A 23,706-nucleotide genomic window follows, 5' to 3' on the forward strand; every position below is an offset into this window, starting at 1 on the left:
TCAATACTCTGGTCCGGACCATTATTCGAAGTCATGGTTCGCACCTCACCGAGCCGGTTCCCGGGAGTCCCGGGTGTCCCGGGTGTGAACGACCCGGCCCAGCCGCCGCCCGAGCAGCAGATAGCCGACCAGTGCGCCCGTGCTGTTGAGGATCACATCGTCGACGTCGAAGGCCCGCCCGGTCACCATCGCGCCCTGCACCAGTTCCACGCACAGCATCACGAACGCGGTGAGCAGCAGGATCCGCAGCACGCCGCGCGCCTTCGGGGCGACCACCGGCACCAGCACCCCGAACGGCACGCCCAGCAGCAGATTCCCGCCGACCTGCTTCGCCGCGTCCCGCAGTTCGGGCTGGTCCAGATAGGCCATCAGGGAGCGGCCGGGGTGCAGATTGGTGTGGGTCAGCGCCTCGGAGGCGGGGGAGGGCTGGAGGGTGAGCCGGGCGAGCACCGCCGCGAACGCCACCATCAGCGCGAACGCACAGACCACGGCGAGGGAGCGGAGGAGCAGCCGCAGATACCGGCGGGCCGAGCGGCGCCCGGTCCCCCTGCCTTCCGGTGCCTTCTGCTGCGGCTGCGGCTTCGCCTTCGCTTTTGCCTTCTGCTTCTGCTTCGGCTTGCTCTTGCCGGGGCGTGCGCGCTGCGGTAGCCGGGGACGTGCGGCTGCACGGGCCATGGCAGGGCTCCTCCTGTCGGTGGACGGGCGGTTCGGGGGAGGTTCGGGGAGGGGGCGGGCGTCAGACGGGGCTCACCCGTACGTCACCTTCACGTCCTCGAAGCCGAGGGAGCGCAGGAGCCCCTCCAGCATCCCGGTGGTGTTGCTCTCGGCGCGGGCGGTGAGCCCGCTCTCCTTCGCGGCGTCGCCGATGTGCTGGACGGCGAGTTTCTGCACCGCCTGCTCGCTGTTGGGGTTGCCGGAGAAGAGGTCGCCGAGGCGGTCGAGGAGCCCGCGCTGCTTGGAGACCGCGTAGGAGCGTTCGGGGTCGAGGGCCGGGGTGCCGAGCGCGGCGTGCGGCAGCCGCAGGGTGGCGGAGGTGCGGTCCTCGTTCACCGTGACGTCGTTCTCGCCGACCTTGCCGAGGTCGACATAGGCGTCGACCGTGCCCGCGCCGACATACAGCGTGCGGGTGCCCCGGATCGCGTCCGGCAGCAGCCGGGCGTCCTTCTCCAGGTCGACCACGACCTGGAAGTTGCCCGAGGCGGCTTCGTAGCGGCTCATGTCCTGGATGGACTGGAGCAGGGCGGGACCGGAGCGGTCCTGGGTGTCACTGCCGAAGAGATCCTTGAGCCCGGGGACCACGCTCAGCCGGAGACCGGCGAAGAGCACGGCGAGCACCAGCACCACGACGGCCGCGAGCTTGGCCCAGCCGGGTATCCGGCCGGGGAGGCGCCTGAGGTGAGTCGACATGTCGACGGCCCTCCTTCCTCCCTTCCGGATGCCCAGCCAAGTCCCGCGCCATACCGATGGGTTGACGGAGCACCTTTCCCCGGGGGCGCCCGGGACGGTCAGACCGAGCCCTTGGCCGCCCCCGGCCGGGCCGTCGCCTCCTCCAGAGTGGCGACCGGCGGCAGCAGTCGGGAGAGCCCGGTCACCCGCAGCACCCGCAGGGTCAGCGGATGGGCGCAGACCAACTGGAGCCGCCCGTCCCGGTCGAGCACCCGGGTGCGGGCCCGGTACAGCAGACGCAGCCCCGAGCAGTCGAAGAACTCGATGTGGGTGAGGTCGAGCACGATCAACGAACCGGGGCGGGCGGTCACCGCGTCGAGATGCGGGGCGATCTCCGCCGCGGCGGCGATGTCGATCTCGCCGCGGAACTCCACGACGGTGTAGCCGCGCACCCGGTGGACTCGCAGCTGCCGGCTGAGCGGCGCGGGGTCCTGCTGCACGACATCGCCTCCTACCTGCTGAACCCGCGGGGCACGGTCCAACACCGTCCACTGCCCCGCAAGTTACCCTCGTTAGAAGGAATTCCAGCATGTTCGATTGACATATGTCGCCGAATTGAGAGCGAGATCTGTGTTCTCGGGGCAGAGACCGACCGTAGTTGTGTACTTTGTGGTCCCAGCGGAGCGTAACCGTCCCACCGGTCAACGGCAGCCCCGGGTGCCTCAATCGGCCACCGGGACCAGCTTCCCGGTCGGTCGTCCGGCCGGTCCCGCCCCGCGCTCGAGCGCCCGCGCCGCCTCCGAGCCGACAGCGGGAACGTCCTCCGCAGCGCCCCCGCTTGCCCGCGCTCGCCGTGCTGATCACCTACGCGCCGCGCGCCTTGGTGATCTGCACGGCCACCTGACCGACCCCACCGGCCGCCGCGTGGATCAGCACCCGCTGCCCGGCGGCCAGCGCCGTCGCCGACACCGTCGCCCGGCGCTGTGTCGTCCCGCCCTGGCGCGACGGCGGCCAGGCCCGGTTCATCGAGCGGCCGGTCCCCGCGCCGGGTGCCACCGGCACGGCCGCCACCCGCGCCTGGATGCTGAAGCGGCTGGGCGATCCGGTCACCCGCGCCTGGGCGCCGGAGCGGCTCGGCGATCCGCGCGTGGCCCGAGCCCGGCATCTCCTGGAGGCCGACGACCTCCCGGTCGACCACATCGCCGGGCAGGTCGGCTTCATCACCGCCGCGTCCCTGCGCCGGCATCTGCACGCGGCGATCGGCGTCCTCCCCACAGGCGCACCGCCGTACGTTCGGAGCGCGCCCGGTGCCGACCGCGTGGACGCGTTCACGCCGGGCCAGGACTGAATCCCCTGAACCGGGATAGCCGGGAAAGACCAACCCGGAACCGGCCCCTGGAGGAGAGATGACCCTGGTGCGCACGGGGATCGTGGTGCTCGACTGTGCCGAGCCCGAGAAACTCGCCGATTTCTACCGGGAGTTGCTGGGGGCCGGTGAGGCGGAGGTGAGCGTCGACCGGGTGGACCTCCGCGGCGCCGACGGCATCCGGCTCGCCTTCCGCCGCGATCCCACCGCCACCCCACCGAGCTGGCCCCGCCCCGAGGACGCCCTCCAGGCCCATCTGGAGTTCCTCGTCGACACCGCCGACGACATGGACGCGGCGGAACGCGCGATCATCACCCTCGGCGGCCGGATCCTCGACGCCCCGTCCACCCCCGGCCCGACCGAGGAACGGCTCTGCGCCGACCCCGCGGGCCACTCCTTCACCCTGCGCCACACCCCGGGCGCCTGACACCGCCGCCGGGACCAGCCGCGAGGCGCCGGGAGGCTCTGCACAGCAGGCCCGACGACAGGCCCGACGGCAGTCGCCGGGCAGCGAGAGGCCCCGCCGCGACGGGGGAACGCGGCGGGGCCTGACAGTCGAGTGCCCGGCGCGAGGCAGATTTATGCACGCCCGGCGCGGAGAGTTCGGTTCCGCTCCGGCGCGGGCGCCCCGCTCACGCCCCCGCCGCCTCCACCACGAACACCGGGATCACCCGGTCCGTCTTCGTCTGGTACTCCGCGTACGGCGGATACGCCTCCACCGCCCGCGCCCACCACCGCTCGCGCTCCGGCCCGGACAGCTCGCGGGCGACCATGTCCCACTTCTCCGGCCCGTCCTGGAGCTCCACCCGGGGCTCGGACTTCAAGTTGTAGTACCAGACCGGGTTCTTCGGGGCTCCGCCCAGCGAGGCGACCACCGCGTAGTCACCGTCGTGCTCCACCCGCATCACCGGCGTCTTGCGGATCTTGCCGCTCCGCGCGCCCACACTGGTGAGGATCACCACGGGCAGATCACCGCCGGGCTGATGATTGCCCTCGGCCCCGCCGGTCCGCTCGTACAGCTGGACCTGGTCCTCCACCCACTTGTTCGGGCTCGGCTCGTACTCACCTTCCAGAGGCATGACTTCCGTCCCTTCCCGTCCCGCTGTCACGCGGCTCGCGGACAGCGCACCTGTCGGCTGCAACACCGCGCCGCACCCGTTTCATCCACCGGGCCCGGTCCGGCACGCCATTACCCCGGACGTCATCGCCCCGCCGCGGGCCCGTCCGGCACAGTGGTGATCACCGCGACCAACATCGCACGACGACAGGGGAGGGGCCATGACCAGCGCCGACGACACGACCACCCGCACCGTGGTGGAGGAACTGCTGCGCCGGATCGCCGCGGGCGACCCGGAGCACGTCGCCGAGCTGTACGCCGACGACACCGACTGGAAACTGAACTGGCCCGAGGAGGAGCACGGACGCACCGCCACCCCGTGGATCCGCCCCCGCCGCACCCGCGCCGACGCCGCCGCGCACTACCGGGAGCTGGGCGCCCACCACCGCCCCGACGAGGTGGACACCCGGGTCGAACGCGTCCTGGTGGACGGCGCCGACGCGGTGGTCCTCGGCGAGATCCGCCAGACCGCCGCCGCGACCGGCCGCGCCTACCGGGCCCGCTTCGCCCTCCATCTGACCGTCACCGACGGCCTCGTGGTCCGCCACCACGTCTACGAGGACAGCCTCGCCGTCTCCCGGGCCTTCACCCCGGACGGCCACCCCGGCTGACCCCGTCCGGACGGCTCCGGCCGACCCGTCGAGGGGCGGTCAGCCAAGGCGCCATCCGTGCCGCAGGGCCCGTCAGCACCGCGCCGGACACCAACGCGGTCACCAGCCGCCCCCGGTGCCGGTCAGCGCCCGGCCCAGGAGCGCACCGCCGCCCGCCGGCTCGCGGAGGCGGCAGCACGAACACCGCCCGCTCCGATGCGGACCCGGCTGCCCCCGGCCCCCGCTGCCGAGCCCCAGCGCCCGCGCCCGGTACCGCCGTACGGCGGACACCGCGCCCAAGGCCGCCGGGGCAGCAGGCACCAGGGCCGACGCCCAGCGCAGCGGCACCGTCCAGGGGCGCAGCGCGTCGGCGAGAGCGGCACCGCCCACCACGTACACCCCGTCGGCCACGGCCACGGCCACGCCGAGGGCGGCGCATACCCCGGTCCGCCACGACATCCGGGCGCTCAGCGACACGAGACACGCCCCGCCCGCCCCGCCCCCACCGAATCACCCGCCCCGACGCTGCCCCCACGGCGTGCCACGCCCCGCCCCCACCGAATCACCCCCGCCCAACCCGCCCCACCCAGCCCCTCACCACCCCAGCACCCCCACCTCCACCCCCCGCAACCGCCCCTGATCCGCGATCACCTCGTACCCGGTGACCCGCTCCCCGGCCACACTCACCCGCAGCACGCACAGCAGCCGTCCGCCCGGGGCGACGACGATGCCGACCGTGCCGTCCACCAGGGCGACCGCGCCCGACCGGGCCCGTTCCCGCAGCAGGACCGTGCCCTCCGCCACCGCGCGGGCGCCCCGCAGCTCCACCGGCATCCCCGGTGGCAGTACGGCCGGGTCGGCGTGCCGGACGACATCGGGGGCGAGGACCGCGAGCAGCGCCGCCGTGTCACCGCCCCGCGCCGCCGCGAGGAACGCCTCGACCACCCGCCGGTGCCCTTCGAGCGTCTCGCCGGGCAGTGCGGAGGTGCCCCGCACCTTGTGCCGGGCGCGGCTGGCGAGTTTCTTCGCGGCGGGCGGCGAGCGGTCCACGATCGGCGCCACCTCCTCGAACGGCAGCGCGAACAGATCGTGCAGCACGAACGCCACCCGCTCCGCCGGGGTCAGCCGCTCCAGCACCACCAGCAGCGCCAGCCCCACCGACTCCGCCAGCACCGCCCGCTCCTCGGGCACATTCCCCTCCCCGGGACCGCCCGGCTCCGGAGCGTGGGGCCCGTACGGCTCCTCCCGGCGGGACGCGCGCGCCCGCAGCAGGTCCAGGCAGACCCGGGAGATCACGGTCGTCAGCCAGCCCGCCAGATTGCCGACCCCCTCGGCGCCGGAGCGGCTCAGCCGCAGCCAGGTCTCCTGGACGGCGTCCTCCGCCTCCTCCGGCGAGCCCAGCATCCGGTACGCGACCGCCCGCAGCCGCCCGCGCTGCTCCTCGAACCGGAGGGCCAGTTCCTCGCCCCCGCCGCCGTTGCCGTGCATCGGTCACCTTTCCCTGTCGTGCCCCGTCACCTCTCTGACGAGCCCACGACCACCGAGGTGACCACGGATGACTCTCCTGCACATCGACTCCAGCGCCGACACGCCCGCCGACTCGGTGAGCCGCGGTCTGACCGGGCGGTTCCTGACCGCCTGGCGGGCCCGCCACCGGGGCCCGGTCCGCCATCGCGATCTGGCCGCCGATCCGGTGCCGCCGCTGACCGCCGCCTACACCGCGCTCGGCCGCCGGGTGGAGCGCGAGGGCATGGTCCCGCCGGACAAGGTGCCCGCCCTGCTCACCGGCCCGGACGAGGAACGCGAGTGGGCGCTGACCCGCCCCCTCGTCGACGAACTGCTCGCCGCGCGGACCGTGCTGCTCGGCGTCCCCATGTACAACCTCTCGGTGCCCGCGTCCCTGAAGGCATGGATCGACCGGGTCACCTTCCCCGGCGCCTTCACCGACCCGGACTCCGGTGAGAGCCTGCTCGCCGGGACCCGGGTGGTGGCCGTGCTGGCGCGCGGCGGCGGATACGGCCCCGGCACCCCGCGCGAGCACCATGACTTCCAGGCCCCCTATCTGCGCACCTACTTCGGCAACCTCGGCGTGACCGATCTCCATCTGGTGACCGCCGAACTCACCCGCGTCGACCTCATCCCCCAACTGGCCGGCCTGGAGCACCTGGCCGCCCGCTCCCTGACCGAGGCGGAGGAGAGGGTGACCGCCCTGGCGGCGGCCTAGGGAGTGTCCGCGAGCAACGACCGTGCCGCGTCGCGCGCCCGCGCGGCCGGTTCGGTCGTGCCCTCGATACCGGCCGTCACCATCGCCCCCTCGGCCAGCAGGAACAGCGGCCACACCAGCGCGGCGGGCTGCCCGGCGTCCGCCACCAGGCCCGCCAGATAGCGCCGGAACTCCTCCTTGTGCGCCCGCACCCGTTCCGCGACCCCGGCGGAGGTGGCGCCCAGCTCGCCGTAGGCGTTGATCCAGGCGCAGCCCCGGAAGCCGTCCTCGGCGAACCAGCCGCCCAGCCAGTCGTAGACCGCGAGGATCCGCTCGCGCGGGTCGCCCTCACCCCGGCCCTCCACATACCCGGCGAGCCGTCCTCGCCAGTCGGCGTCCCGCCGGTCCAGATATGCCTCGACCAGCCCCTCCTTCGACGGGAAGAGCTGGTACAGCCGCTTGAGCGAGAGCCCCGAGGCGGCCCGCACCGCGTCCATCCCGACCGACTGCACACCCCGCCGGTAGAACAACTCCTCGGCGGCGTCGAGCGCCCGGTCCCGTACGGCGGCTGCGCTGTCCATGGACTGCCTTCCTTGACGTGGAGAACGACCGTTCTCTACCTTAGCCGAGCGACGGAGAACGCCCGTTCTCCCCCCTGTGTCCGGACCTCTGGAGCCCCCATGGACCGCCCGCCCCTGCCCCCCTTCACCCACCGGACCGCCGCCCGCAAGGTGCAGGCCGCCGAGGACGCCTGGAACACCCGCGACCCGCACACGGTCTCGCTCGCCTACTCCGAGGACTCCGTCTGGCGCAACCGCGACACCTTTCTCACCGGCCGCGCCGAGATCGTCGCCTTCCTCACCGCCAAGTGGGCCCGCGAGCAGGAGTACGCGCTGCGCAAGCACCTCTGGGCCTTCAGCGGCAACCGCATCGCCGTCCGCTTCCAGTACGAGTGCCGGGACACCGGGGGCCGGTGGTGGCGGTCGTACGGCAATGAACTGTGGGAGTTCGACGCGCACGGACTGATGACCCGCCGGGAGGCCGGCATCGACGACGTCCCCATCGAGGAGCGCGAACGCCGGATCCACGGCCCCCGCCCGGAGGCCGAACGCGGAGTGTCCTTCCCCCTTCAGTAGGGTGCCCGGATGAGCCGGCAGAGCCCCGGGGACGACGGACCGTTCCTGTACGTCGTCGTCTGCGCCGCCGGGATCGCCGCCGAGGTCGGTGAGCTGATCGACGCGGCCCGGCGGCGGGGCTGGGAGACCGGGGTCATCGCCACCCCGGTCGCCGCGGGCGGCGGTTTCCTCGACCTCGCGGACATCGAGGCCCGCACCGGACGCCCGATCCGCTCGGCCTGGCGCAGCCCCGGCGACCCCCGCCCGTTCCCGCCGCCGGACGCGGTGGTGGTCGCGCCCGCCACCTTCAACACCGTCAACAAATGGGCCGCGGGCCTCGCCGACACCCTGGCCGTGGCCACCCTGTGCGAGACGTACGGCCTCGGCGTCCCGGTCGCCGCGCTGCCCTGTGTCGCCGACGCGCTGGCCGCCCACCCCGCCTACCAGGACAGTCTGATCCGGCTGCGCGCGATGGGCGTCCGCTTCGGCGAGCCCTACTCCGGCGACCCGGACGAGCACGGCCACCGCCCGCGTTTCGGATGGGAACGGGCCCTGGACCTCGTGGAGCGCTGACCCCGGCGCCCGGCCCGGAGCGGGCACGGCGTCGTAGGCTGCCTGCCGGTCGCCTCCACACCACGACGGGAGCAGCAACGATGGAGTACGTGAAGCTCGGCTCGACCGGTATGGACGTGTCCCGGATCTGCCTGGGCTGTATGACCTACGGCGTCCCCGACCGGGGCACCCATGAGTGGACCCTGGACGAGGACGCCGCCCGTCCGCTGATCAAGCAGGCGCTCGACGCCGGGATCACCTTCTTCGACACCGCGAACGTCTACTCGGACGGCACGAGCGAGGAGATCGTCGGCCGGGCGCTGCGGGACTTCGCGGACCGGGACGAGATCGTGCTCGCCACCAAGGTGCAGGGGCGGATGCGGCCCGGCCCCAACGGCGGCGGACTGTCCCGCAAGGCGATCATGACGGAGATCGACCGGAGCCTGACCCGTCTCGGCACCGACCATGTCGACCTCTACCAGATCCACCGCTGGGATCCGCACACCCCCATCGAGGAGACGATGGAGGCGCTGCACGATCTGGTGCGGGCGGGCAAGGTCCGCTATCTCGGGGCGAGTTCGATGTACGCCTGGCAGTTCTCGAAGGCCCAGTACACCGCCGCCGCCCATGGCTGGACGCGGTTCGTGTCCATGCAGAACCACTACAACCTCCTCTACCGCGAGGAGGAGCGCGAGATGCTCCCCCTGTGCGCGGACCAGGGGGTGGGTGTCCTGCCCTGGAGCCCGCTCGCCCGGGGGCGCCTCACCCGCGACTGGGGCACGGCCACCGGCCGCAGCGCCACCGACCGGTTCGGCAGCACCCTCTACCAGGACGGCGACCGGGCCGTCGTCGAGACGGTCACCCGGATCGCCGCCGAGCGGGGCGTCCCCCGCGCCCGGGTCGCCCTGGCCTGGCTGCTCCAGCGGGACACGGTCACCGCGCCCATCGTCGGCGCGTCCAGGCCCGGTCATCTGGAGGACGCGGTCGCCGCCGTCGATCTCACCCTCACCGACCAGGAGATCGAGGAACTGGAGCGGCCCTACACCCCGCACCCGGTCTCCGGCCACTGAGCCTCCTCGTCGGCTCCCTAGTGCGGTCCGCCCGGGGTGAACTCCGTGCCGCACGGGCCCGCGCCCTCGCTCTCGGGGAGCGGGACCCGTCGGCCGTCCATGGTGAGGGTGCGGTAGTAGCCGCCGATCCGCTCGGTGGAGCGGCCGACGTAGTGGCCGATGAAGGAGCGCCGGAACCGGTTCGCGGAGCGGTTCGGGTGGGAGCCGTGCACCAGGCTGCCGTTGAAGAACAGCACGTCACCCGGGGCCATGTCGACGGGGACCGGGGCCAGACCGGGCGGCGGGGGGACGTACTCCCGGGCGAAGGACAGCTCCTCGTCCGCCGTCTCCGGGCAGAACAGGTCCATCCGGTGGGTGCCCGGCACCACCTCCAGGCCGCCGTTCTCCCGGTCGATGACATCGCAGGCCACCCAGGCCGCCACACAGGTGCCCGGCTCGACCCGCAGATAGAAGTTGTCCTGGTGCAGCGCCTGCCCCCGGGCGCCCGGCGGCTTGAAGTAGAACATGCTCTGCGCGGCGAGCACCTCCTCCCCGAGCAGCGTCTCCAGCACCGTCCGCAGCCGGAGGTCCAGCAGCATGTCCCGGGCGGGCGGGCTGATCTCGTGCGGCTGCATCACCCGCGGATAGTCGGCCAGCGGATCACCGGCGGCGCCCCGGCCCGGTTCGAAATGCCCCGGCAGCGGACCGGCCGCGTGCAGCGCGTCAAACACCTCGCACAGTCGTTCGATCTCGGCCGTTCCGAAGAGGCCCCGTACCACCAGGTAGCCGTCCTGGAAGCTGGCCAGCTCGGTGTGGGCCAGGATGGAGGAGTCGGCGGTGCCGTTGTCCGTGGCTGTCATGCTCTGCTCCCTCGGTCCGGCGTCCGTGCACAGGTCACGCTAGGTCGGCGGATCGCACCGGAGGATGTCCATGAGCGCTGACGAATTGTCCGTGGCCGCCGCCCCGGGCAATCCCTCCCCGCCGCCCGGCCTGGTGGTCGCCGGCCACTACGACCAGCGGCCCGGCTACACCGTCAGCCGTCCGGGCGGCGCCGACAGCTGGCTGTTCACCTGGACCACGGCCGGGCGCGGCCGGCTCCGCCAGGGCGCCACCGAGGTGACCGCGGGCCCGGGAGAACTGGTGGCACTGGCACCCGGCGTCCGGCAGCTCTACACAGTGGCGCCCCGCGCCCGCCACTGGCGGTTCTGGTGGGCGCACTGCCGGGCCCGATCCGCCTGGCTCGGCTGGCTCCGCCCGTACGAGGCCGGGGACGGCGTCTATGTCGTGGCGCCGGTCGCGGCCGGGCTGCACCCCCGGGTGGAGTCGGCGTTCCTGCGGCTGCTCGCCGACGCCCGCTGGTCCGGCGACCCCGGCGCCACCCCCGGACCGGTGGGCGACCCGGTCCCGCCGTCCGGTGAGGCGGTCGCCGTCGCCCACGGCACCCTCACCACCGAGCTGGCCCTCGTGGCACTGGAGGAGGCGGTGCTGCTCGCCACCGGCACGGCCCGCTCCGCCCCCACCGCCCCCGGCGCCGACCTGCGGCTGCTGCGCGCCCAGGCCGTCATCGCCGCCGACCCGGGCGCCCCGCACACCGTGGCCTCGCTGGCCGCCGGCGTCGCCCTCTCCCCGTCCCGGTTCGCCCATCTCTTCGCCCAGCAGCTCGGCGAGTCCCCGATGCGGGCGCTGCGCGAGGCCCGGCTCCAGTACGCGGCCCGGCTGCTGGAGGCCAGCGACCTGCCCGTCGAGCGGGTCGCCGCCACCTCCGGCTTCGCCAGCCCCTTCCACTTCAACCGGGTCTTCCACCGCCGCTACGGAGCCCCGCCGGGCGCCTACCGCGCCGCCCACCGCTGAACACCCGCCCACCGCTGAACACCCGCCCGGCGCCGCTGCCCGGCGCCGCTGCCCGGCGCCGCTGCTCGGCGCCCCCGCCCGGTGCCTCTGCCGGGCGGCGAATGGCGTCGAATTCCCTTGTCGACTTTCCTGGTCGACTTCCCAGGTCTGCTTCCCAGGTCGACTTCCCTGGTCGACAAGAGGCTGATTTCCGGTCGATTCGACCCCGCCCCTTTTGGATCTCCGGAGAATTGACATGCGGTCAAATACCGTCCGGAGCCCGCCAAAACCGGGCCCCTCCAGAAATGAAGATGTCCCTTGTTCCGCCAGATGCCCTGTGCGAAGGTGTGCGCAGTTGGTGTGCAGACATTGCGTTCGCCGCATGTCCTTTGAGAGGAATGCAGCCGTGCTCGACGCAGGCTCGTCGAATTCCCCGGACCCCGTGCCCCACCCCGTGGGTGAACTCCTCGACCGGCACTGGGAAGCGGCCTTCGCCTACGCCCGGCTGTGCACCGACGGCACCCGCGCCGCCGGAATGCTCACCACGGCCGCGTTCACCAGGCTCTTCGGCCAATGGCCGGCCCACGGCGAACCGTCCCCCCTGTGGCGCCAGCGCCTGCTGACCGCCGTCCGCCGTATCGCGGCGGAATGGAGCGCCGACGAACGGCACGCACTGCTGGCCCCCGAACTGCGCGCACAACTGCGCGGAGAACCGCGCGCACAACCGCGCGGCCACGGCACCCGCCGCGCCCCTGCCGCCGCCCTCGTGCCGTCCGCCGAACGGCGCCTGGTCGCCGCCGCGTTCCAGCGCCTGCCCGAATCCGCCCGCTGTCTGCTCTGGCACACCGACGTCGAGTCCGACCCCCTCGCCGTCCCCGCCGCCCTGCTCGACTGCGACCCGCGCGGCGCCGACACCGATCTGCGCCGGGCCCGCGAACGGCTGCGCACCGAAGCCGTCCAGGTCCACCACGAACTCGCCCCCTCCCCGCGCTGCCGCCACTTCAGCCGGATGCTCGACGTCACCTGCCGCCGCGGCGGCGCCGGCCTCGACCCCGACCTCGGCACCCACATCGACGCCTGCCCGCACTGCCGGCACACCGCCGACCAGCTCCGCCGGTTCGACACCGACCTCGGTGCCGTCCTCGCCGAGGCCGTCCTCGGCTGGGGCGCCCGGCCCTATGTCGCCGCCCGCGCCGCCCGTGGGACACGCGCCGCCGGAATCCCGCCGCGCCCGGTCCACGCCCCCCTCGCCGCCATGCCGTCACAACCCGGGGCACCCGCGCCCGAGTCCCTCGCCGCCGTCCCCTCCACCGCCCTCGGCCCCCGCCCGCCGGCCCCCCGGGTGGCCGCCCGCCGCGCCGCCGCCCGGCGCCGCAACCGGGCCGCCGCGCTCTTCACCGTCGGCGCGCTGGTCGCCCTCCCGCTCGCCCTGTGGGCCGCGAACGGCTCCGGCGAGGGCGCCCCCCTCACCGCCGGCACCCCCGACACCGACGCCGCCGAACCCCCGACCGGGCCCGAGGACCCCTCCGGCTTCGACAACGCCTCCGCCCCCGAGCGAGACCTCCAGGGCCGGCTCCACAATGTCGCCTCCGGGCTCTGTCTCTCCGTCGCGGACGGCGAGGTCGCCCAGGGCGCCGGGACCGAACTCGCCCCCTGCGGCGACGACCCCGCCCAGCGCTGGTCGTACGAGACCGACGGACTGCTGCGCAGCGCCGCCGACCCCGGGCTGTGTGTCGACGCCCGGATCGGGCACTCGGTACGCCTCACCGCCTGCGCGGACACCGCCGATGTCCGCTACGACCTCACCGCCCAGGGCACCCTGGTGCCGCGCTGGGACCGGGACCTCGCGCTCACCCCCGCCGCCACCGACGGCACCGGCGCCCTCATGGTGAAACTGCGCGACGGCGGCCAGGCCCAGCGCTGGGCGTTCGACACCTCCCGGCCCGATCTGCGGATGGCCGCGGTCGACCGGGACGACGTCGGCGCCCTCGGCCGCACCACCCCACCGGCCCCCGCCCCCGCCCCCACCACCGCGAAGCCCTCACCCACCCCCTCGCGCCCGCCCGCGACCCCCACCCCGACACCCGAGCCGTCCACCGAGCACCCCTGCTACCCGTACTCGTACTGCTACGGGGACGGCGATGACGGCAGGGACGAGGGGCGCGGCGACGGCGGGGGCGGGCACGGCGGCGGGGGCCGGGGCGGACGCTGAGCCCGCGGGCCCGGCTCAGGAGTCTTCGTAGAGGCCCAGTTCGGCCCAGATGGTCTTGCCCTCGGGGGTGTGGCGGCTGCCCCAGCGCTGGGTGAGCTGGGCGACCAGGAGCAGACCCCGGCCCCCCTCGTCCCAGGTACGGGCGCGGCGCAGATGCGGGGCCGTGTGACTGGTGTCGGAGACCTCGCAGATCAGGGTGTCCGTGTCATGGATCAGCCGGAGCCGGATCGGATGGGCGCCGTAGCGGATGGCGTTGGTGACCAGCTCGCTCACCACCAGTTCGGCGGTGAACGCCGCCTCCTCCAGCTTCCAGACGCCGAGCTGCTCCACCACCTGCTTGCGGATCGGGGCGACCAGCGCCGGATCGGCCGGGATGTCCCAGGTGGCGATCCGGGCCGGGGGCAAGCCCCGGGTGCGGGCCAGCAGCAGGGCCACGTCGTCGCAGGCGCCGCCCGCCGGGAGCAGGGTGTGCAGGATGTGATCGCAGGTCTCGTCCAGCGAACCGCCGAGGTCGGCCAGTGCGTCGGAGAGCAGCCGCAGCCCCTCGTCCTGCGGGCGGCCCTCGGACTCCAGCAGACCGTCCGTGTAGAACGACAGGACACTGCCCTCGGCGAGATACAGCTCCGCCGTCTCGAACGGCAGCCCGTCGAGGCCGAGCGCCGGGCCCTCCGGCACCGCCACCTGCCGGGGCTCCCCGCCCGGCGGCAGCAGCAGCGGCGGGGGATGACCGGCGCTCGCCATCGTGCACCGCCGGGACACCGGGTCGTACACCGCGTACAGACAGGTCGCCCCGACCTCTCCCGGGCTGCCCTCGCCCCCGGACTCCTCCGACAGCCGCAGCACCAGATCGTCGAGGTGGGTGAGGAGTTCGTCCGGCGCGAGATCGATGTCGGCGAGGGTGCGGACGGCGGTGCGCAGCCGCCCCATCGTGGCCGACGCGGCGACGCCCCGCCCGACCACGTCGCCGACCACCATGGCGACCCGCAGCCCGGACAGCGGGATCACATCGAACCAGTCACCGCCCACCCCGGCCCGCGCGGCCGGCAGATAGCGGGAGGCGGCGTCGACGGCGGCCGTACGGGGCAGGGTGCGGGGCAGCAGACTGCGCTGGAGGGCGAGCGCGGTCTGCCGTTCGCGGGAGTAGCGGCGGGCGTTGTCCAGACAGACCGCGGCCCGCGCGGTGAGGTCCTCGGCGAGCAGGACATCGTCCTCGGTGAACGGGTCGGGGCGTCGAAAGCGGGTGAAGACGGCGACGCCGAGGGTGATGCCGCGGGCCCGTATCGGCACCGACATCGTGGCGTGCACCCCCATCCGGCGGACGCGCTCGCTGCGCAGGGCCGCCGTGGCCAGCCAGGGGTCCAGATCACCGGCCGCCACCGAGGAGAGGACGGTGTGCCCGGCGGTGAGCGAGGCGGCGTGCGGGGCGGTGGCCGGATAGCGGTCGACGTCACCGGGTTTGACGGTGGCCTCGGGGGTGCCCGGGGTGATGGAGCCGTGGGCGGCGCGGCGCAGCACGACCGGGGCGGTGAGCCGGAGCGGGGGTTCGCCGCCGTAGTCCTCCGGGTCCAGCAGATCGACGCTGACGAAGTCGGCGAGGGCGGGGACGCAGATGTCGACGAGCTCCTGCGCCGTGCGGGTGAGGTCGAGGGTGCTGCCGATCCGGACGCTGGCCTCGTTCAGCAGCTGGAGGCGGTCCCGGGCGAAGTGGTTCTCGGTGACGTCGTGGGCGGCCAGGCAGATTCCCCGCACCCGGCCCTCGGAGTCGGTGAGCGGGGCCATTCGGGTGAGCCAGGCCCGCGCGCGCTCGCTGCCGCGGCTGCGCATCCACATCTCGACGTCCAGGGCGCGCCGCTCGGTGAGGGACTCCCGCAGCCGCTCCTCCAGGTGCTCGGTCTCCGGTGTCCCGCCGATCTCGGCGGGGCGCAGGCCCCTGACGCGGTCGCCGGGCAGACCGATGATCTCGGCCATCGCTGCGTTGAGGCCCCGTAGCCGCAGCTGCTCGTCGCAGACCGCGACGGCGCAGGGGGACTGGGTGAGGACCGCGCTGTCCAGGGTGTCGTCCGGGGTGAGGGCGGCATCGCCCACAGGGGTGACCACCAGCCAGTCGCCCGGTGCGCCGTCCGGGGGTCGGCGGTGGTGGATCAGCAGCCACACCGGGAGCGCGCGCCCGTCCCGGTGGCGCAAAGTGAGCGTTCCGTCCCAGCGGAGGGACCGGGGGACCGGGAACGCGCCGTCCACCAGCGCGGTGACCGGGCGGCCCACGACCTCGGCGGCGGTCCAGCCCAGCAGCCTGCGGGCTCCTTCGTTCCACTCCGCCACATCACCGTGGGCATCGATGACCGCCCTGGCCGTCGAGGCATCGTCGAACGGATCGTCCGGGCTCATCGTCGCCACTCCTACGCGCACACTCACCGTGAAGGGTGAGTCACTTGAGTCCAAGCGTAGTGCGTTCCGACGCTTCCCGAGCGACAAGCCCCAACCTCGCCACGCGGCTCAGCTGAGCAGGTCAAGGAGGGGAACCGGCCGGTCCGGGGTACGAGGCGGGGCCGTACACCGGGGAACCGGCCGGGCGGTGACTGAGGGGCCGTCATGATCACTCCGGTCGCGATCAGTTGTCGGTGGGGCCGCGTCCGGACGATCCACCGGAGTCCCGGCCGCCGTCCCCGGCCCCCGGCCCGGCCTCGTAGCCGGTGCCGTCCCGGACCGGGGGCCCAGGGGGTTCCCCGGGTCCGTCCCCGGCGGGGCGGCCGTCGCCGTGGCCCACCGGCGGGCCCGGCCGCTCGTGGGCCGTCAGGACATGGCGGCGGGCCGCGTCCAGCGGCTCGTGCACCTCGATGTACTCCCCGTGCGGCAGCCGGACGATCCGGCCCGTCGCGCGGCCGTGCGCCACCAGCTCCCGGTCCCGCAGCCGGAGCCCCCGACAGATCCGCCGGGTGAGGACGAGGACCAGCACCGGGACGGCGAACACCGCGATCCGTACCGCCCAGGTCACCGTGTTGATCGACAGCTGCAGCCGGGTCGCCACGATGTCATTGCCGCCGCCCGCCAGCAGGACCAGATACAGAGCGATCCAGGCCGCGCCGATCGCCGTGCGCACCGGCCGGTCGCGGGGCCGGTCCAGGAGATGGTGCTCGCTCCGGTCGCGGGTGAGGCGGGCCTCGGCGAACGGGTACACCCCGATGAACACCAGCAGCAGCGGGAACACCACCACCGGGATCAGCACCCCCAGCACCAGCGTGTGCCCCCAGGCGTTGATCTCCCACCCCGGCATCACCCGGACCAGTCCCTCGGCGAAGCCCAGATACCAGTCGGGCTGGGCGCCCGTGGAGACCTGGTCGGCGCGGAACGGGCCGTAGCTCCACACCGGGTTGACCGTCGCCACCGCCGCGATCACCGCCAGCACCCCGAACACCAGGAAGAAGAACCCGCCCGCCTTCGCCAGATACACCGGCAGGAACGGGGCGCCCACCACATTGCGCTCGGTCCGGCCCGGCCCCGGGAACTGGGTGTGCTTGTGGTAGATGACCAGCAGAATGTGCGCCACGATCAGCGCCGCCATGACGCCCGGCACCAGCAGTACGTGCAGCGAGTAGAAGCGGCCCACGATGTCGTCGCCCGGGAACTCCCCGCCGAACAGGAACAGCGTCAGATACGTCCCCACGACCGGCGTCGCCAGCAGCGCCCCCGCCACGAACCGCAGCCCGGTCCCCGACAGCAGATCGTCCGGCAGCGAATAGCCGAACAGCCCCTCGAACATACCGAGGAACAGCAGCAGCCAGCCGAACACCCAGTTCACCTCGCGCGGCCTGCGGAACGAGCCGGTGAAGAAGTGCCGCATCATGTGCGTCAGCATCGCCGCGACGAAGATCAGCGCCGCCCAGTGGTGCAGCTGCCGGATCAGCAGCCCGCCGCGCACATCGAAGGAGATCTCCAGCGTGGAGGCGTACGCCTCGGACATCCGCACACCGTTCAGCGGCACATAGCCGCCCTCGTACACCACCTCGTTCATCGACGGGTGGAAGAAGAACGTCAGCCAGACGCCGGTCAGGATCAGCACCACGAAGCAGTAGAGGCAGATCTCGCCGAGCAGGAACGACCAGTGGTCCGGGAAGACCTTGCGCAGATACCTCCGGCCCAGGGTGTGGACGCCGAGCCGTCCGTCGAACCAGTCGGCGACCCGCTCGCCCCGTCCGGCGCTCACCGCTCCGCCCGCCGGACACCCGTCAGCTTCTCCGGGTTGGTGACCACATACACCGCCGCCACCCGGTCGCCCTCGGCTGTGAGGTCCGTGACCAGCACCGCGTACGGCTCCGCGCCCCGGAACAGCACGGCCGCCGGGTCCCCGTTGACCTGCCGGAAGGCCAGATCGAGCCGGAGCGGCGCACTCCGCCGCGCATATCCGGCGATCAGCCGTGCGGCCTTGTCCCGGCCGTGCACCGGGTGCCGTCCGCTCGCCTCGGTGCGTCCCCCGCCGTCCGTCCACACCGTCACATCCGGCGCGAGGATCTCCAGCAGCGCGGCGATGTCCCCGCCGACCGCCGCCCGGACGAACCGCTCGGTGGCCTCCCGCCGCACCCGGGGATGCGCCCGGTAGCGGGGCCGCCGGGCGTGCACATGCTCCCGCGCCCGGTGCGCGAGCTGCCGTACGGCGGCGGGGGAGCGGCCGAGGATCTCCGCGATCTCGGGGTGCGGGTAGCCGAACACCTCGTGCAGCACGAACACCGCCCGCTCCAGCGGGGTGAGGGTCTCCAGCACCACCAGCATCGCCAGCGACACCGACTCGGCGCGCAGCGCGGGATCGCCGTCCCCGTCCGGGGCGGCGACCAGCGGCTCGGGCAGCCACGGCCCGATGTAGGTCTCCTGGCGGCGGCTGATCGCGGCCCGTCTGCTCAGCGCGTGGTTCACGGCGATCCGCACCAGGTAGGCGCGCGGCGCGGCGATCCCGGCGAGGTCCCGGCCGGCGCCCCGGGCCGTCCAGGACAGCCAGGTCTCCTGGAGCACGTCCTCGGTGTCGGCGACACTGCCGAGGATGTTGTAGACGAGGCGGAACAGCAGCTCACGATGGTCGGTGAAGAGTTCCGTCGCCGGGGCGAGGGGACCGGCGGTGCCGTCGCCGGACAGGGGTCTGTCGGACATGCGTATGCCTCCGCAGCGGTGCTGGGTCACCACTGGGAGGGGGCGGGCGGGCCGGAGTGTGACATCGGCGGGGCTTGTGTGACCCAGCTCTCACCGCGCTGCCGGGCGAGGGAGCGTTCCCCGTTGCTAGGCGGCGTCGTGGAAGACCAGGCCCAGGGTGCGCCGCCGGCCGGAGCGGACCGTGCTCACCCCGTGCCGCATCGCCCCGGCCGACCAGCCGCGCGCCGAGCGCACCGGCCGCTCCCGGGTGGTGAACACCAGCCCGTGCCCCCGCTCCAGCACCGTCGCCAGGCCCCGGGACTGGGCGCGGGCCCGCTGCTCGACCATCAGGAACTCGCCGCCGGTGTAGTCGGCGCCCTGCGCGTCCAGGCCGATCACCACCTGGAGGGGGAAGACCAGCTCGCCGAAGACATCGCGGTGCAGGGCGTTCCAGTCGCCCTCGGTGTAGCGCAGCAGGATCTGCGCCGAGCGGTCCTGCCCGGCCGCGTGGCAGCGCTCCAGCCACGCGTCCAGGGAGTCCGGCCAGGGCGCGGGACGGCCGAGCCGCGCCGCCCACTCGCGCGCGATCGGCAGCAGCCGGGGGTAGAGGGCGGCGCGCAGGGCGGCGACCGGTGCGGGCAGGTCATGGGTGAAGTAGCGGTACCGCCCGGAGCCGAAGCGGTGCCGGGCCAGATCGACGGTGGTCCGGAACAGCTCCGGGGTGTCGTACAGGTCCGCCAGGTCCCGGCACTCGTCGGGGGTCAGCAGCGGCCCGGTGGGCGCACAGCCGTGCCGGTCCAGTTCGGCCGCGAGGGCGGGCCAGTCGGTCCCGGCGGTGCGGCGGCGGGCCTCGGCGGGAGTGAGCGTCATGGGTGTTTCCTCTGCCGTACGGAAATGAGCGTCCATGACCGAGTCTGGTGGGGCTGGGCGTCCCTTTCCGGCGGAAATCGGACCTGGTCCTCGATGCCGCCCCTGGCCCGGCCGGTACCGTGCCGCATCCCTCATGACCTGGCGATATTTACGGGTGAGTACCCCGGGGGCTACCGTTGGGGCATGCCAGCTCTCAATGTGGAGTTCAGTGACCGCGAACTGGAGGATCTCCGGCAGATCGCCAAGGAGCGCGGTACCTCGATGAAGGCGCTCGTGCGCGAGGCCGCCGCGGCCGACATCGCGCGCCACCGGGCGTTGCAGGAAGGGGCGGAGGCGTTCCGCCGGTTCTTCGCGTCGCACGCCGACGAGTTCGCGGCGGCGTTCCCGGAGGACGAACCGGCCGTCAAGGGTGCCGGGCGGGTCGGCTGATCGATGAGCCCCGCTCCCGTCATCCACATCGATGTCCCCTGGCTGCTCCAGCGGCACGAAGAGGTGCTGCCGGACCAGCCCACCGTCAATGACTTCTCCGCCCTGGTCGCCGCCGTCGCCCGGCACCGGGTCGATCCGCCCCGGCTCGGGGTCGACTCCGACCCGGCCTGGCGGGCCGCCGCCCTGCTGCACACCCTCGCCCTGCTCAAACCCCTGCCCGCGGCCAACGCCCGCTTCGCCTGCTCGACCGCGGTGGCCTACATGTTCGTCAGCGGCGTCGGTATCGACCCGCCCTACGGGGCCCTGGTCGACCTGGTCCGCGCGCTGATCGACGGCAAGACGGATGTGTACGGGGCGGCGGACCGGCTGCGGTCCTGGCAGATCTGAGGGCCACCCCTTGGGGAAGGGGATTCCCCTGGGGCCGCCGGCCGAGGGCGGATGATCGGGGCCGGCGGCCGTGACGCGCAGGAGAGCCGCCGTTCTGCGCGTGGCCTCGCGGGAAGGGGGGCCGGGTCCAGTGCACCGCGCGGCGGCCGGGCAGCGGCAGGGGGCGTGCGGGGTCGGCGGGTGCGGAGGATTCACACGGGGCGCGGGGCACGGGGGAAAGGTGAAATCCCTCCCGTGCGGTCCACGACGGCGTTGTCCGGTTTTCCCTCGGCGATATGGATGTTGCCCAAGTGCCTTGTTGGCCTTGAGCGACGTGTGCGAGGGTTTACGCCCCAGGGGGGAATGGGCGGGGCCGATCGGCGTCCGCCGGTGAACGAAGTCCGGCCGACCGCGGACGAATTCGCCCTCCCCGCGACCTCGCCAAAAAGGTACACACCATCTCGGACCCCTTTTCGGCGACCGAAATCCTGAGTGTCACGCGCGCGTGGGAAGGAATCCGCTCAGTGCCCACCCCCCACCCCCCTCGTCCGCCCTACCCGCCGCCCGGCGGGACGCCCGGAGAATCCGACGAGTCCCTCGCCACCCGCCTCAGCGGCAGTACGGACGCGGAAGTCGCCCATTCCACCGCCGTATTGACCGCCCGCCATTGGCGCCCGGCGCACGACTACGCGGTGATCTGTCTGGCGGCCTCGTCCGAAGTCGCCGAGATGGTCACCGGCACCGCCTTCCACCAGGTCTTCGACCGGCTGACCCTGGGCGAGTCGGCCATCGCGCTGCGCCCCCGGCTGCTGGTCGCCGTCCGGGACACGGTCCGGCTCTGGTCCGCGGACGACCGGACGGCCGCCGTTCTCCCGGATGTCCGCCGACCCGCCGGTGGACGTGGCATGCGCACGGCAAAGTCATTGACGCCGGAAAACCGGGTCCTGGCCGAACGCGCATTCAAGGGCCTTACCGGACTCGCCCAGTGCCTCCTGTGGCACACCGAGGTCGAGGCGGAACCGATATCCGTGCCCGCCGCACTGCTCGGCCTGGATCCCGACAGCGCGTCGGCCGCACTTGAACAGGCCCGCGACAAATACCGCGAGGGCCTTGTCCGCGCCCACCGCGAACTCGCCCCCAGCAAGGACTGCGGTTACTACAACCGGCTCCTCGACGTTCCCATTCGGCGCGGCGGCGCCCTGCTGCCCGATGTGCAGCAGCATCTCGCCGCCTGCCGCTACTGCCGGGACGCGGCCGAACAACTGAGCCATTTCGACGGCGGTCTCGATCTGCTCCTCGCCGAGGCCGTCCTCGGCTGGGGCGCCCGCCGCTACCGCGACTCCCGCCCCGGCCGCACCCAGCCCGGCCGCGCCACGGGCCGCCGCGCGAACGCCGGACGCCACCGGATCGTCTCCCGCCTCCCGCTGCCCTCGCGCCCGAACCGGGGCCTGGTCACCGTCGGCCTGGTCTCCGCCGGGCTCCTCGCCGCCGTCCTCACCGCCACCCACTGGGGCGACGGCGGCGCCGCCGACCCCATCGCCTCCGACAGCGCCCCCGGCGGCGGCAACCAGGGCACCGGCGCCTCCGCCCCACCCGGCAGCGCCGGACTGCCCGGCGCGCTGCGCAGCACCCGGCTGCACCATGTCGCCACCGGCGCCTGCCTCGCCGTACGCGGCACCGCCGAGACCGGCGCGGGCACCGAACTCGCCGAGTGCTCCACCGCCCCGGCCCAGCAGTGGGCGTACGAGGCCGACGGACTGCTCCGCAGTGTGGCCGCCCCCGAGCTGTGCCTGGACTCGCACGCCGACGCCGGGGTGGTGATCCTCGGCACCTGCGTGGACGCCCGCTCCGACCGGGCCGCCGACGTCCGCTACGACCTCACCGCCCAGGGCGAGCTGCTGCCCCGCTGGGACGACCGCCTCGCCCTCGCCCCGACCACCGGCGACCTCGCCGCCGACCTGGTCGTCAAGGTCCGCGACGGCTCCGACACCCAGCGCTGGCACACCGACGCCCCGTCCTCCGGGTCCGGCTCCCTGTCCATCGACAGCGCCCGCCCGTCCCCGCGCGCGGTGGGCGCGGCGGACACGCACTGAGAGGGACGAGGCCGTGGGCCCGGGACGGTAAGCACTGGCCGACCCGGTCGCGGGCGCCGGGGTGGAGGTGGCGCGCGAGGGTGACGACGAGTTCCCCGGCGCCCCGGGGCCGGTCTCCCGCGAGGGCCTATCGCCGCCTGAGGGAGATCATCGACCGCGCCGCGCCGCGCGGCGGCCGGGCGGAGGCGGGGGATGGTCCCCACTGGTCCGGGGGAGGCGGTCCGGCGGCTGCTGGTGCGACTGCCGACGGGCCGCTCCGCGGGGTGACGGGGGAGCCGGGGCGGGGCCCCTTCGGGCCGCCCTGGTCGATCGTCACGTCCTCGGCTTCCGCCGGCACCGGTCGCCGGGCAGGACGCGGGACGGGCCGTGTCCGCGTCCCGGCACCCGGAGTCGGGGCCGTCGCGACACCGCGTCGGGGCGAGGCGCCCGGCGCGTTGCGTTCGGAGATCGTGTCTGGGGCGAGGCGCCCGGCGCGAGGCATTCGGAGATCGCGTCTGGGGCGAGGCGCCCGGCGTGAGACCGACCCGGGTCATGCGCGGGACAGGTGCTCCGCGAACGCCGTCCGGATCAGGTGCCCCGCGTAGGGCCCGATCGGGCCCGTCCGGGTCACGCCTGCGGCGTGGGTGGTTCGTACGCCGTACCTGAGGCAGGCGCCCGGCGCGGGATCCGCCCACGTCCCGCTCGGGTCAGGCGGCTCGGGTGAGGCGTTCGCGAACTCCGCGCGGATCGGGTGCCCTGTGCAAGGCCCGCGTAGGCCGCCCCCTCCGGGGCAAGCCCGCGGCGCGAAGCGTGCACATGCCGAGCCCGGTGCAGGCGCCCGGCGCAAGCCCCGCGCAGGCCCCGCCGGGATCCGGCGCCCCGCAAGAGACGGCGCTCGCTCACCTCATCCGGGGTGGGCATCCGGCGTGAGCCTCCGCCCCGCTGCCCGGCGTGAGTCCCGCCCCGCAACGCCGCGCTCGCTCACCTCATCCGGGGTGGGCACCCGGCGCGAGCCTCCGCCCCGCAACCCGGCGTGAGCCTCCGCCCCACAACCCGGCGCGAGCCCCCGCCCCACAACCCCGCGCGAGCCCCGCCCCACACCCCCCTCACGCCCCCGCGGGCAGGTCGGCGATCTCGCCGTTCTCGTCGATCGTGTGGGTGCGCCAGTACACATCCCACTCGTCGTCGACCTGCTGTGGCACCTTGCCCTCGGGGTAGCGGGTGAAGCCCGCGTCGGGCTCCGCGCCGTTGCGTTCGCAGTACGAGCCCCCGCCGCCGATGGAGAGGGCCGGGTACTCGCCTCCCCGGCAGATGTCCTCCTGGATCTGGAGCGAACAGCCCGTCAGGGCCAGCGCTCCGGCGGCGAGGGCGGCGACCGTGAGGGCGAGTCGGCGCGGGGCGGAGGGGCGGTCGGAGGTGGTCGTGGTCACCGGA

The 23,706-nt window shown here is 73.9% G+C and carries 23 protein-coding genes and 3 pseudogenes; 12 read left to right on the plus strand and 14 right to left on the minus strand.

Features of this window, described 5'->3' with window-relative positions; genetic code table 11:
- Positions 1-45 precede the first annotated feature (45 nt).
- The 4 genes and pseudogenes from ABZX40_RS14600 to ABZX40_RS14615 all read right to left on the minus strand — a co-directional run.
- A complete protein-coding gene (locus ABZX40_RS14600) occupies positions 46-675 on the minus strand; it encodes a VanZ family protein (protein WP_355737974.1) in 630 nt (209 codons plus the stop codon).
- Positions 676-747: 72 nt separating this feature from the next.
- Positions 748-1,407 (minus strand): DUF4230 domain-containing protein, encoded by a 660-nt coding sequence (locus tag ABZX40_RS14605; protein ID WP_355737977.1) that lies wholly within the window; start codon positions 1,405-1,407, stop codon positions 748-750.
- 98 nt (positions 1,408-1,505) lie between these two features.
- On the minus strand, positions 1,506-1,886 hold the full coding sequence (locus ABZX40_RS14610; protein ID WP_355737979.1) for an anti-sigma factor antagonist: 381 nt from the start codon (positions 1,884-1,886) through the stop codon (positions 1,506-1,508).
- A gap of 367 nt (positions 1,887-2,253) precedes the next feature.
- Positions 2,254-2,340 (minus strand): annotated as a pseudogene (locus ABZX40_RS14615) (NADP-dependent oxidoreductase); the annotation flags it as partial.
- On the opposite strand from ABZX40_RS14615, the pseudogene ABZX40_RS14620 reads away from it, so the two are divergent.
- Both ABZX40_RS14620 and ABZX40_RS14625 read left to right on the plus strand, forming a co-directional pair.
- Positions 2,339-2,753 (plus strand): annotated as a pseudogene (locus ABZX40_RS14620) (helix-turn-helix domain-containing protein); the annotation flags it as partial. The pseudogenes ABZX40_RS14615 and ABZX40_RS14620 overlap by 2 nt on opposite strands.
- 39 nt (positions 2,754-2,792) lie before the next feature.
- Positions 2,793-3,179, plus strand: a complete 387-nt coding sequence (locus tag ABZX40_RS14625; RefSeq protein ID WP_355737982.1) for a VOC family protein — start codon at positions 2,793-2,795, stop codon at positions 3,177-3,179.
- 205 nt (positions 3,180-3,384) lie between these two features.
- Here the strand turns inward: ABZX40_RS14625 and ABZX40_RS14630 are convergent, their stop codons facing one another.
- On the minus strand, positions 3,385-3,831 hold the full coding sequence (locus ABZX40_RS14630) for a nitroreductase family deazaflavin-dependent oxidoreductase (protein ID WP_355737984.1): 447 nt from the start codon (positions 3,829-3,831) through the stop codon (positions 3,385-3,387).
- A 199-nt stretch (positions 3,832-4,030) separates the two neighbouring features.
- Between ABZX40_RS14630 and ABZX40_RS14635 the strand changes: the two genes are divergently transcribed.
- Entirely contained in the window at positions 4,031-4,480 is a 450-nt protein-coding gene (locus ABZX40_RS14635) for a nuclear transport factor 2 family protein (protein WP_355737986.1), read from the plus strand.
- Here the strand turns inward: ABZX40_RS14635 and ABZX40_RS14640 are convergent.
- Both ABZX40_RS14640 and ABZX40_RS14645 read right to left on the minus strand, forming a co-directional pair.
- Positions 4,455-4,957: pseudogene (locus tag ABZX40_RS14640) on the minus strand (hypothetical protein); the annotation flags it as partial. The gene ABZX40_RS14635 and the pseudogene ABZX40_RS14640 sit on opposite strands and share 26 nt — an antisense overlap.
- A 96-nt stretch (positions 4,958-5,053) precedes the next feature.
- Entirely contained in the window at positions 5,054-5,947 is an 894-nt protein-coding gene (locus ABZX40_RS14645; RefSeq protein ID WP_355737989.1) for a sigma-70 family RNA polymerase sigma factor, read from the minus strand.
- A gap of 67 nt (positions 5,948-6,014) precedes the next feature.
- Between ABZX40_RS14645 and ABZX40_RS14650 the strand changes: the two genes are divergently transcribed.
- Entirely contained in the window at positions 6,015-6,683 is a 669-nt protein-coding gene (locus ABZX40_RS14650; RefSeq protein WP_355737991.1) for an NAD(P)H-dependent oxidoreductase, read from the plus strand.
- Here ABZX40_RS14650 and ABZX40_RS14655 read toward each other — a convergent pair.
- A complete protein-coding gene (locus ABZX40_RS14655) occupies positions 6,680-7,243 on the minus strand; it encodes a TetR/AcrR family transcriptional regulator (RefSeq protein WP_355737994.1) in 564 nt (187 codons plus the stop codon). The two genes, ABZX40_RS14650 and ABZX40_RS14655, sit on opposite strands and share 4 nt — an antisense overlap.
- Positions 7,244-7,342: 99 nt before the next feature.
- Here ABZX40_RS14655 and ABZX40_RS14660 point away from each other — a divergent pair, with 99 nt between their 5' ends.
- From ABZX40_RS14660 to ABZX40_RS14670, 3 genes are all read left to right on the plus strand, one after another.
- The gene (locus ABZX40_RS14660; RefSeq protein ID WP_355737997.1) at positions 7,343-7,798 is read left to right on the plus strand and encodes a nuclear transport factor 2 family protein; all 456 of its coding nucleotides are present in this window, start codon (positions 7,343-7,345) and stop codon (positions 7,796-7,798) included.
- Between the two features lie 9 nt (positions 7,799-7,807).
- Entirely contained in the window at positions 7,808-8,350 is a 543-nt protein-coding gene (locus ABZX40_RS14665) for a flavoprotein (RefSeq protein ID WP_355737999.1), read from the plus strand.
- 80 nt (positions 8,351-8,430) lie between these two features.
- A complete protein-coding gene (locus ABZX40_RS14670) occupies positions 8,431-9,399 on the plus strand; it encodes an aldo/keto reductase (protein WP_355738002.1) in 969 nt (322 codons plus the stop codon).
- Positions 9,400-9,416: 17 nt separating this feature from the next.
- Here the strand turns inward: ABZX40_RS14670 and ABZX40_RS14675 are convergent, their stop codons facing one another.
- Positions 9,417-10,238, minus strand: a complete 822-nt coding sequence (locus ABZX40_RS14675) for a phytanoyl-CoA dioxygenase family protein (protein WP_355738004.1) — start codon at positions 10,236-10,238, stop codon at positions 9,417-9,419.
- A gap of 70 nt (positions 10,239-10,308) precedes the next feature.
- On the opposite strand from ABZX40_RS14675, the gene ABZX40_RS14680 reads away from it, so the two are divergent.
- Together ABZX40_RS14680 and ABZX40_RS14685 are read left to right on the plus strand one after the other, a co-directional pair.
- Complete coding sequence (locus tag ABZX40_RS14680; RefSeq protein ID WP_355738006.1) at positions 10,309-11,229, plus strand: helix-turn-helix domain-containing protein; 921 nt, start codon at positions 10,309-10,311, stop codon at positions 11,227-11,229.
- A gap of 385 nt (positions 11,230-11,614) precedes the next feature.
- Positions 11,615-13,420: a ricin-type beta-trefoil lectin domain protein gene (locus ABZX40_RS14685; RefSeq protein WP_355738009.1), complete on the plus strand. Its 1,806-nt coding sequence runs from the start codon at positions 11,615-11,617 to the stop codon at positions 13,418-13,420.
- A 15-nt stretch (positions 13,421-13,435) separates the two neighbouring features.
- Here ABZX40_RS14685 and ABZX40_RS14690 read toward each other — a convergent pair whose 3' ends face one another.
- From ABZX40_RS14690 to ABZX40_RS14705, 4 genes are all read right to left on the minus strand, one after another.
- Complete coding sequence (locus tag ABZX40_RS14690) at positions 13,436-15,805, minus strand: SpoIIE family protein phosphatase (RefSeq protein WP_355738011.1); 2,370 nt, start codon at positions 15,803-15,805, stop codon at positions 13,436-13,438.
- A gap of 223 nt (positions 15,806-16,028) precedes the next feature.
- Positions 16,029-17,621, minus strand: a complete 1,593-nt coding sequence (locus ABZX40_RS14695) for a cytochrome bc complex cytochrome b subunit (RefSeq protein ID WP_355738014.1) — start codon at positions 17,619-17,621, stop codon at positions 16,029-16,031.
- Positions 17,618-18,556 carry an RNA polymerase sigma factor SigJ gene (sigJ, locus tag ABZX40_RS14700; RefSeq protein ID WP_355738016.1) on the minus strand — a complete coding sequence of 313 codons (939 nt, stop codon included), beginning with the start codon at positions 18,554-18,556 and terminating at the stop codon, positions 17,618-17,620. Before sigJ ends, ABZX40_RS14695 begins: the two co-directional genes overlap by 4 nt.
- 126 nt (positions 18,557-18,682) lie before the next feature.
- Entirely contained in the window at positions 18,683-19,405 is a 723-nt protein-coding gene (locus ABZX40_RS14705) for a 2OG-Fe(II) oxygenase (protein WP_355738019.1), read from the minus strand.
- A 183-nt stretch (positions 19,406-19,588) separates the two neighbouring features.
- On the opposite strand from ABZX40_RS14705, the gene ABZX40_RS14710 reads away from it, so the two are divergent.
- The 3 genes from ABZX40_RS14710 (at position 19,589) to ABZX40_RS14720 (ending at position 22,293) form a co-directional block, all read left to right on the plus strand.
- On the plus strand, positions 19,589-19,834 hold the full coding sequence (locus ABZX40_RS14710; protein WP_355738021.1) for a hypothetical protein: 246 nt from the start codon (positions 19,589-19,591) through the stop codon (positions 19,832-19,834).
- A gap of 3 nt (positions 19,835-19,837) precedes the next feature.
- Positions 19,838-20,221 (plus strand): toxin Doc, encoded by a 384-nt coding sequence (locus ABZX40_RS14715; protein WP_355738023.1) that lies wholly within the window; start codon positions 19,838-19,840, stop codon positions 20,219-20,221.
- Positions 20,222-20,724: 503 nt separating this feature from the next.
- Positions 20,725-22,293 (plus strand): RICIN domain-containing protein, encoded by a 1,569-nt coding sequence (locus ABZX40_RS14720; RefSeq protein ID WP_355738025.1) that lies wholly within the window; start codon positions 20,725-20,727, stop codon positions 22,291-22,293.
- A 1,085-nt stretch (positions 22,294-23,378) separates the two neighbouring features.
- Here the strand turns inward: ABZX40_RS14720 and ABZX40_RS14725 are convergent.
- Complete coding sequence (locus tag ABZX40_RS14725) at positions 23,379-23,702, minus strand: hypothetical protein (RefSeq protein WP_355738027.1); 324 nt, start codon at positions 23,700-23,702, stop codon at positions 23,379-23,381.
- Between the last annotated feature and the right edge of the window lie 4 nt (positions 23,703-23,706).

This window comes from Streptomyces sp. NPDC004610 (assembly GCF_040609715.1).
Lineage (GTDB): Bacteria > Actinomycetota > Actinomycetes > Streptomycetales > Streptomycetaceae > Streptomyces.

What these genes read in the sequence shown, in the direction of transcription:
- ABZX40_RS14600 (WP_355737974.1), bottom strand. Translation starts at nt 675, where the DNA reads ATGGCCCGTGCAGCCGCACGTCCCCGGCTACCGCAGCGCGCACGCCCC.
- ABZX40_RS14605 (WP_355737977.1), bottom strand. Translation starts at nt 1,407, where the DNA reads ATGTCGACTCACCTCAGGCGCCTCCCCGGCCGGATACCCGGCTGGGCC.
- ABZX40_RS14625 (WP_355737982.1), top strand. Translation starts at nt 2,793, where the DNA reads ATGACCCTGGTGCGCACGGGGATCGTGGTGCTCGACTGTGCCGAGCCC.
- ABZX40_RS14630 (WP_355737984.1), bottom strand. Translation starts at nt 3,831, where the DNA reads ATGCCTCTGGAAGGTGAGTACGAGCCGAGCCCGAACAAGTGGGTGGAG.
- ABZX40_RS14635 (WP_355737986.1), top strand. Translation starts at nt 4,031, where the DNA reads ATGACCAGCGCCGACGACACGACCACCCGCACCGTGGTGGAGGAACTG.
- ABZX40_RS14645 (WP_355737989.1), bottom strand. Translation starts at nt 5,947, where the DNA reads ATGCACGGCAACGGCGGCGGGGGCGAGGAACTGGCCCTCCGGTTCGAG.
- ABZX40_RS14650 (WP_355737991.1), top strand. Translation starts at nt 6,015, where the DNA reads ATGACTCTCCTGCACATCGACTCCAGCGCCGACACGCCCGCCGACTCG.
- ABZX40_RS14655 (WP_355737994.1), bottom strand. Translation starts at nt 7,243, where the DNA reads ATGGACAGCGCAGCCGCCGTACGGGACCGGGCGCTCGACGCCGCCGAG.
- ABZX40_RS14660 (WP_355737997.1), top strand. Translation starts at nt 7,343, where the DNA reads ATGGACCGCCCGCCCCTGCCCCCCTTCACCCACCGGACCGCCGCCCGC.
- ABZX40_RS14665 (WP_355737999.1), top strand. Translation starts at nt 7,808, where the DNA reads ATGAGCCGGCAGAGCCCCGGGGACGACGGACCGTTCCTGTACGTCGTC.
- ABZX40_RS14670 (WP_355738002.1), top strand. Translation starts at nt 8,431, where the DNA reads ATGGAGTACGTGAAGCTCGGCTCGACCGGTATGGACGTGTCCCGGATC.
- ABZX40_RS14675 (WP_355738004.1), bottom strand. Translation starts at nt 10,238, where the DNA reads ATGACAGCCACGGACAACGGCACCGCCGACTCCTCCATCCTGGCCCAC.
- ABZX40_RS14680 (WP_355738006.1), top strand. Translation starts at nt 10,309, where the DNA reads ATGAGCGCTGACGAATTGTCCGTGGCCGCCGCCCCGGGCAATCCCTCC.
- ABZX40_RS14690 (WP_355738011.1), bottom strand. Translation starts at nt 15,805, where the DNA reads ATGAGCCCGGACGATCCGTTCGACGATGCCTCGACGGCCAGGGCGGTC.
- sigJ (WP_355738016.1), bottom strand. Translation starts at nt 18,556, where the DNA reads ATGTCCGACAGACCCCTGTCCGGCGACGGCACCGCCGGTCCCCTCGCC.
- ABZX40_RS14705 (WP_355738019.1), bottom strand. Translation starts at nt 19,405, where the DNA reads ATGACGCTCACTCCCGCCGAGGCCCGCCGCCGCACCGCCGGGACCGAC.
- ABZX40_RS14710 (WP_355738021.1), top strand. Translation starts at nt 19,589, where the DNA reads ATGCCAGCTCTCAATGTGGAGTTCAGTGACCGCGAACTGGAGGATCTC.
- ABZX40_RS14715 (WP_355738023.1), top strand. Translation starts at nt 19,838, where the DNA reads ATGAGCCCCGCTCCCGTCATCCACATCGATGTCCCCTGGCTGCTCCAG.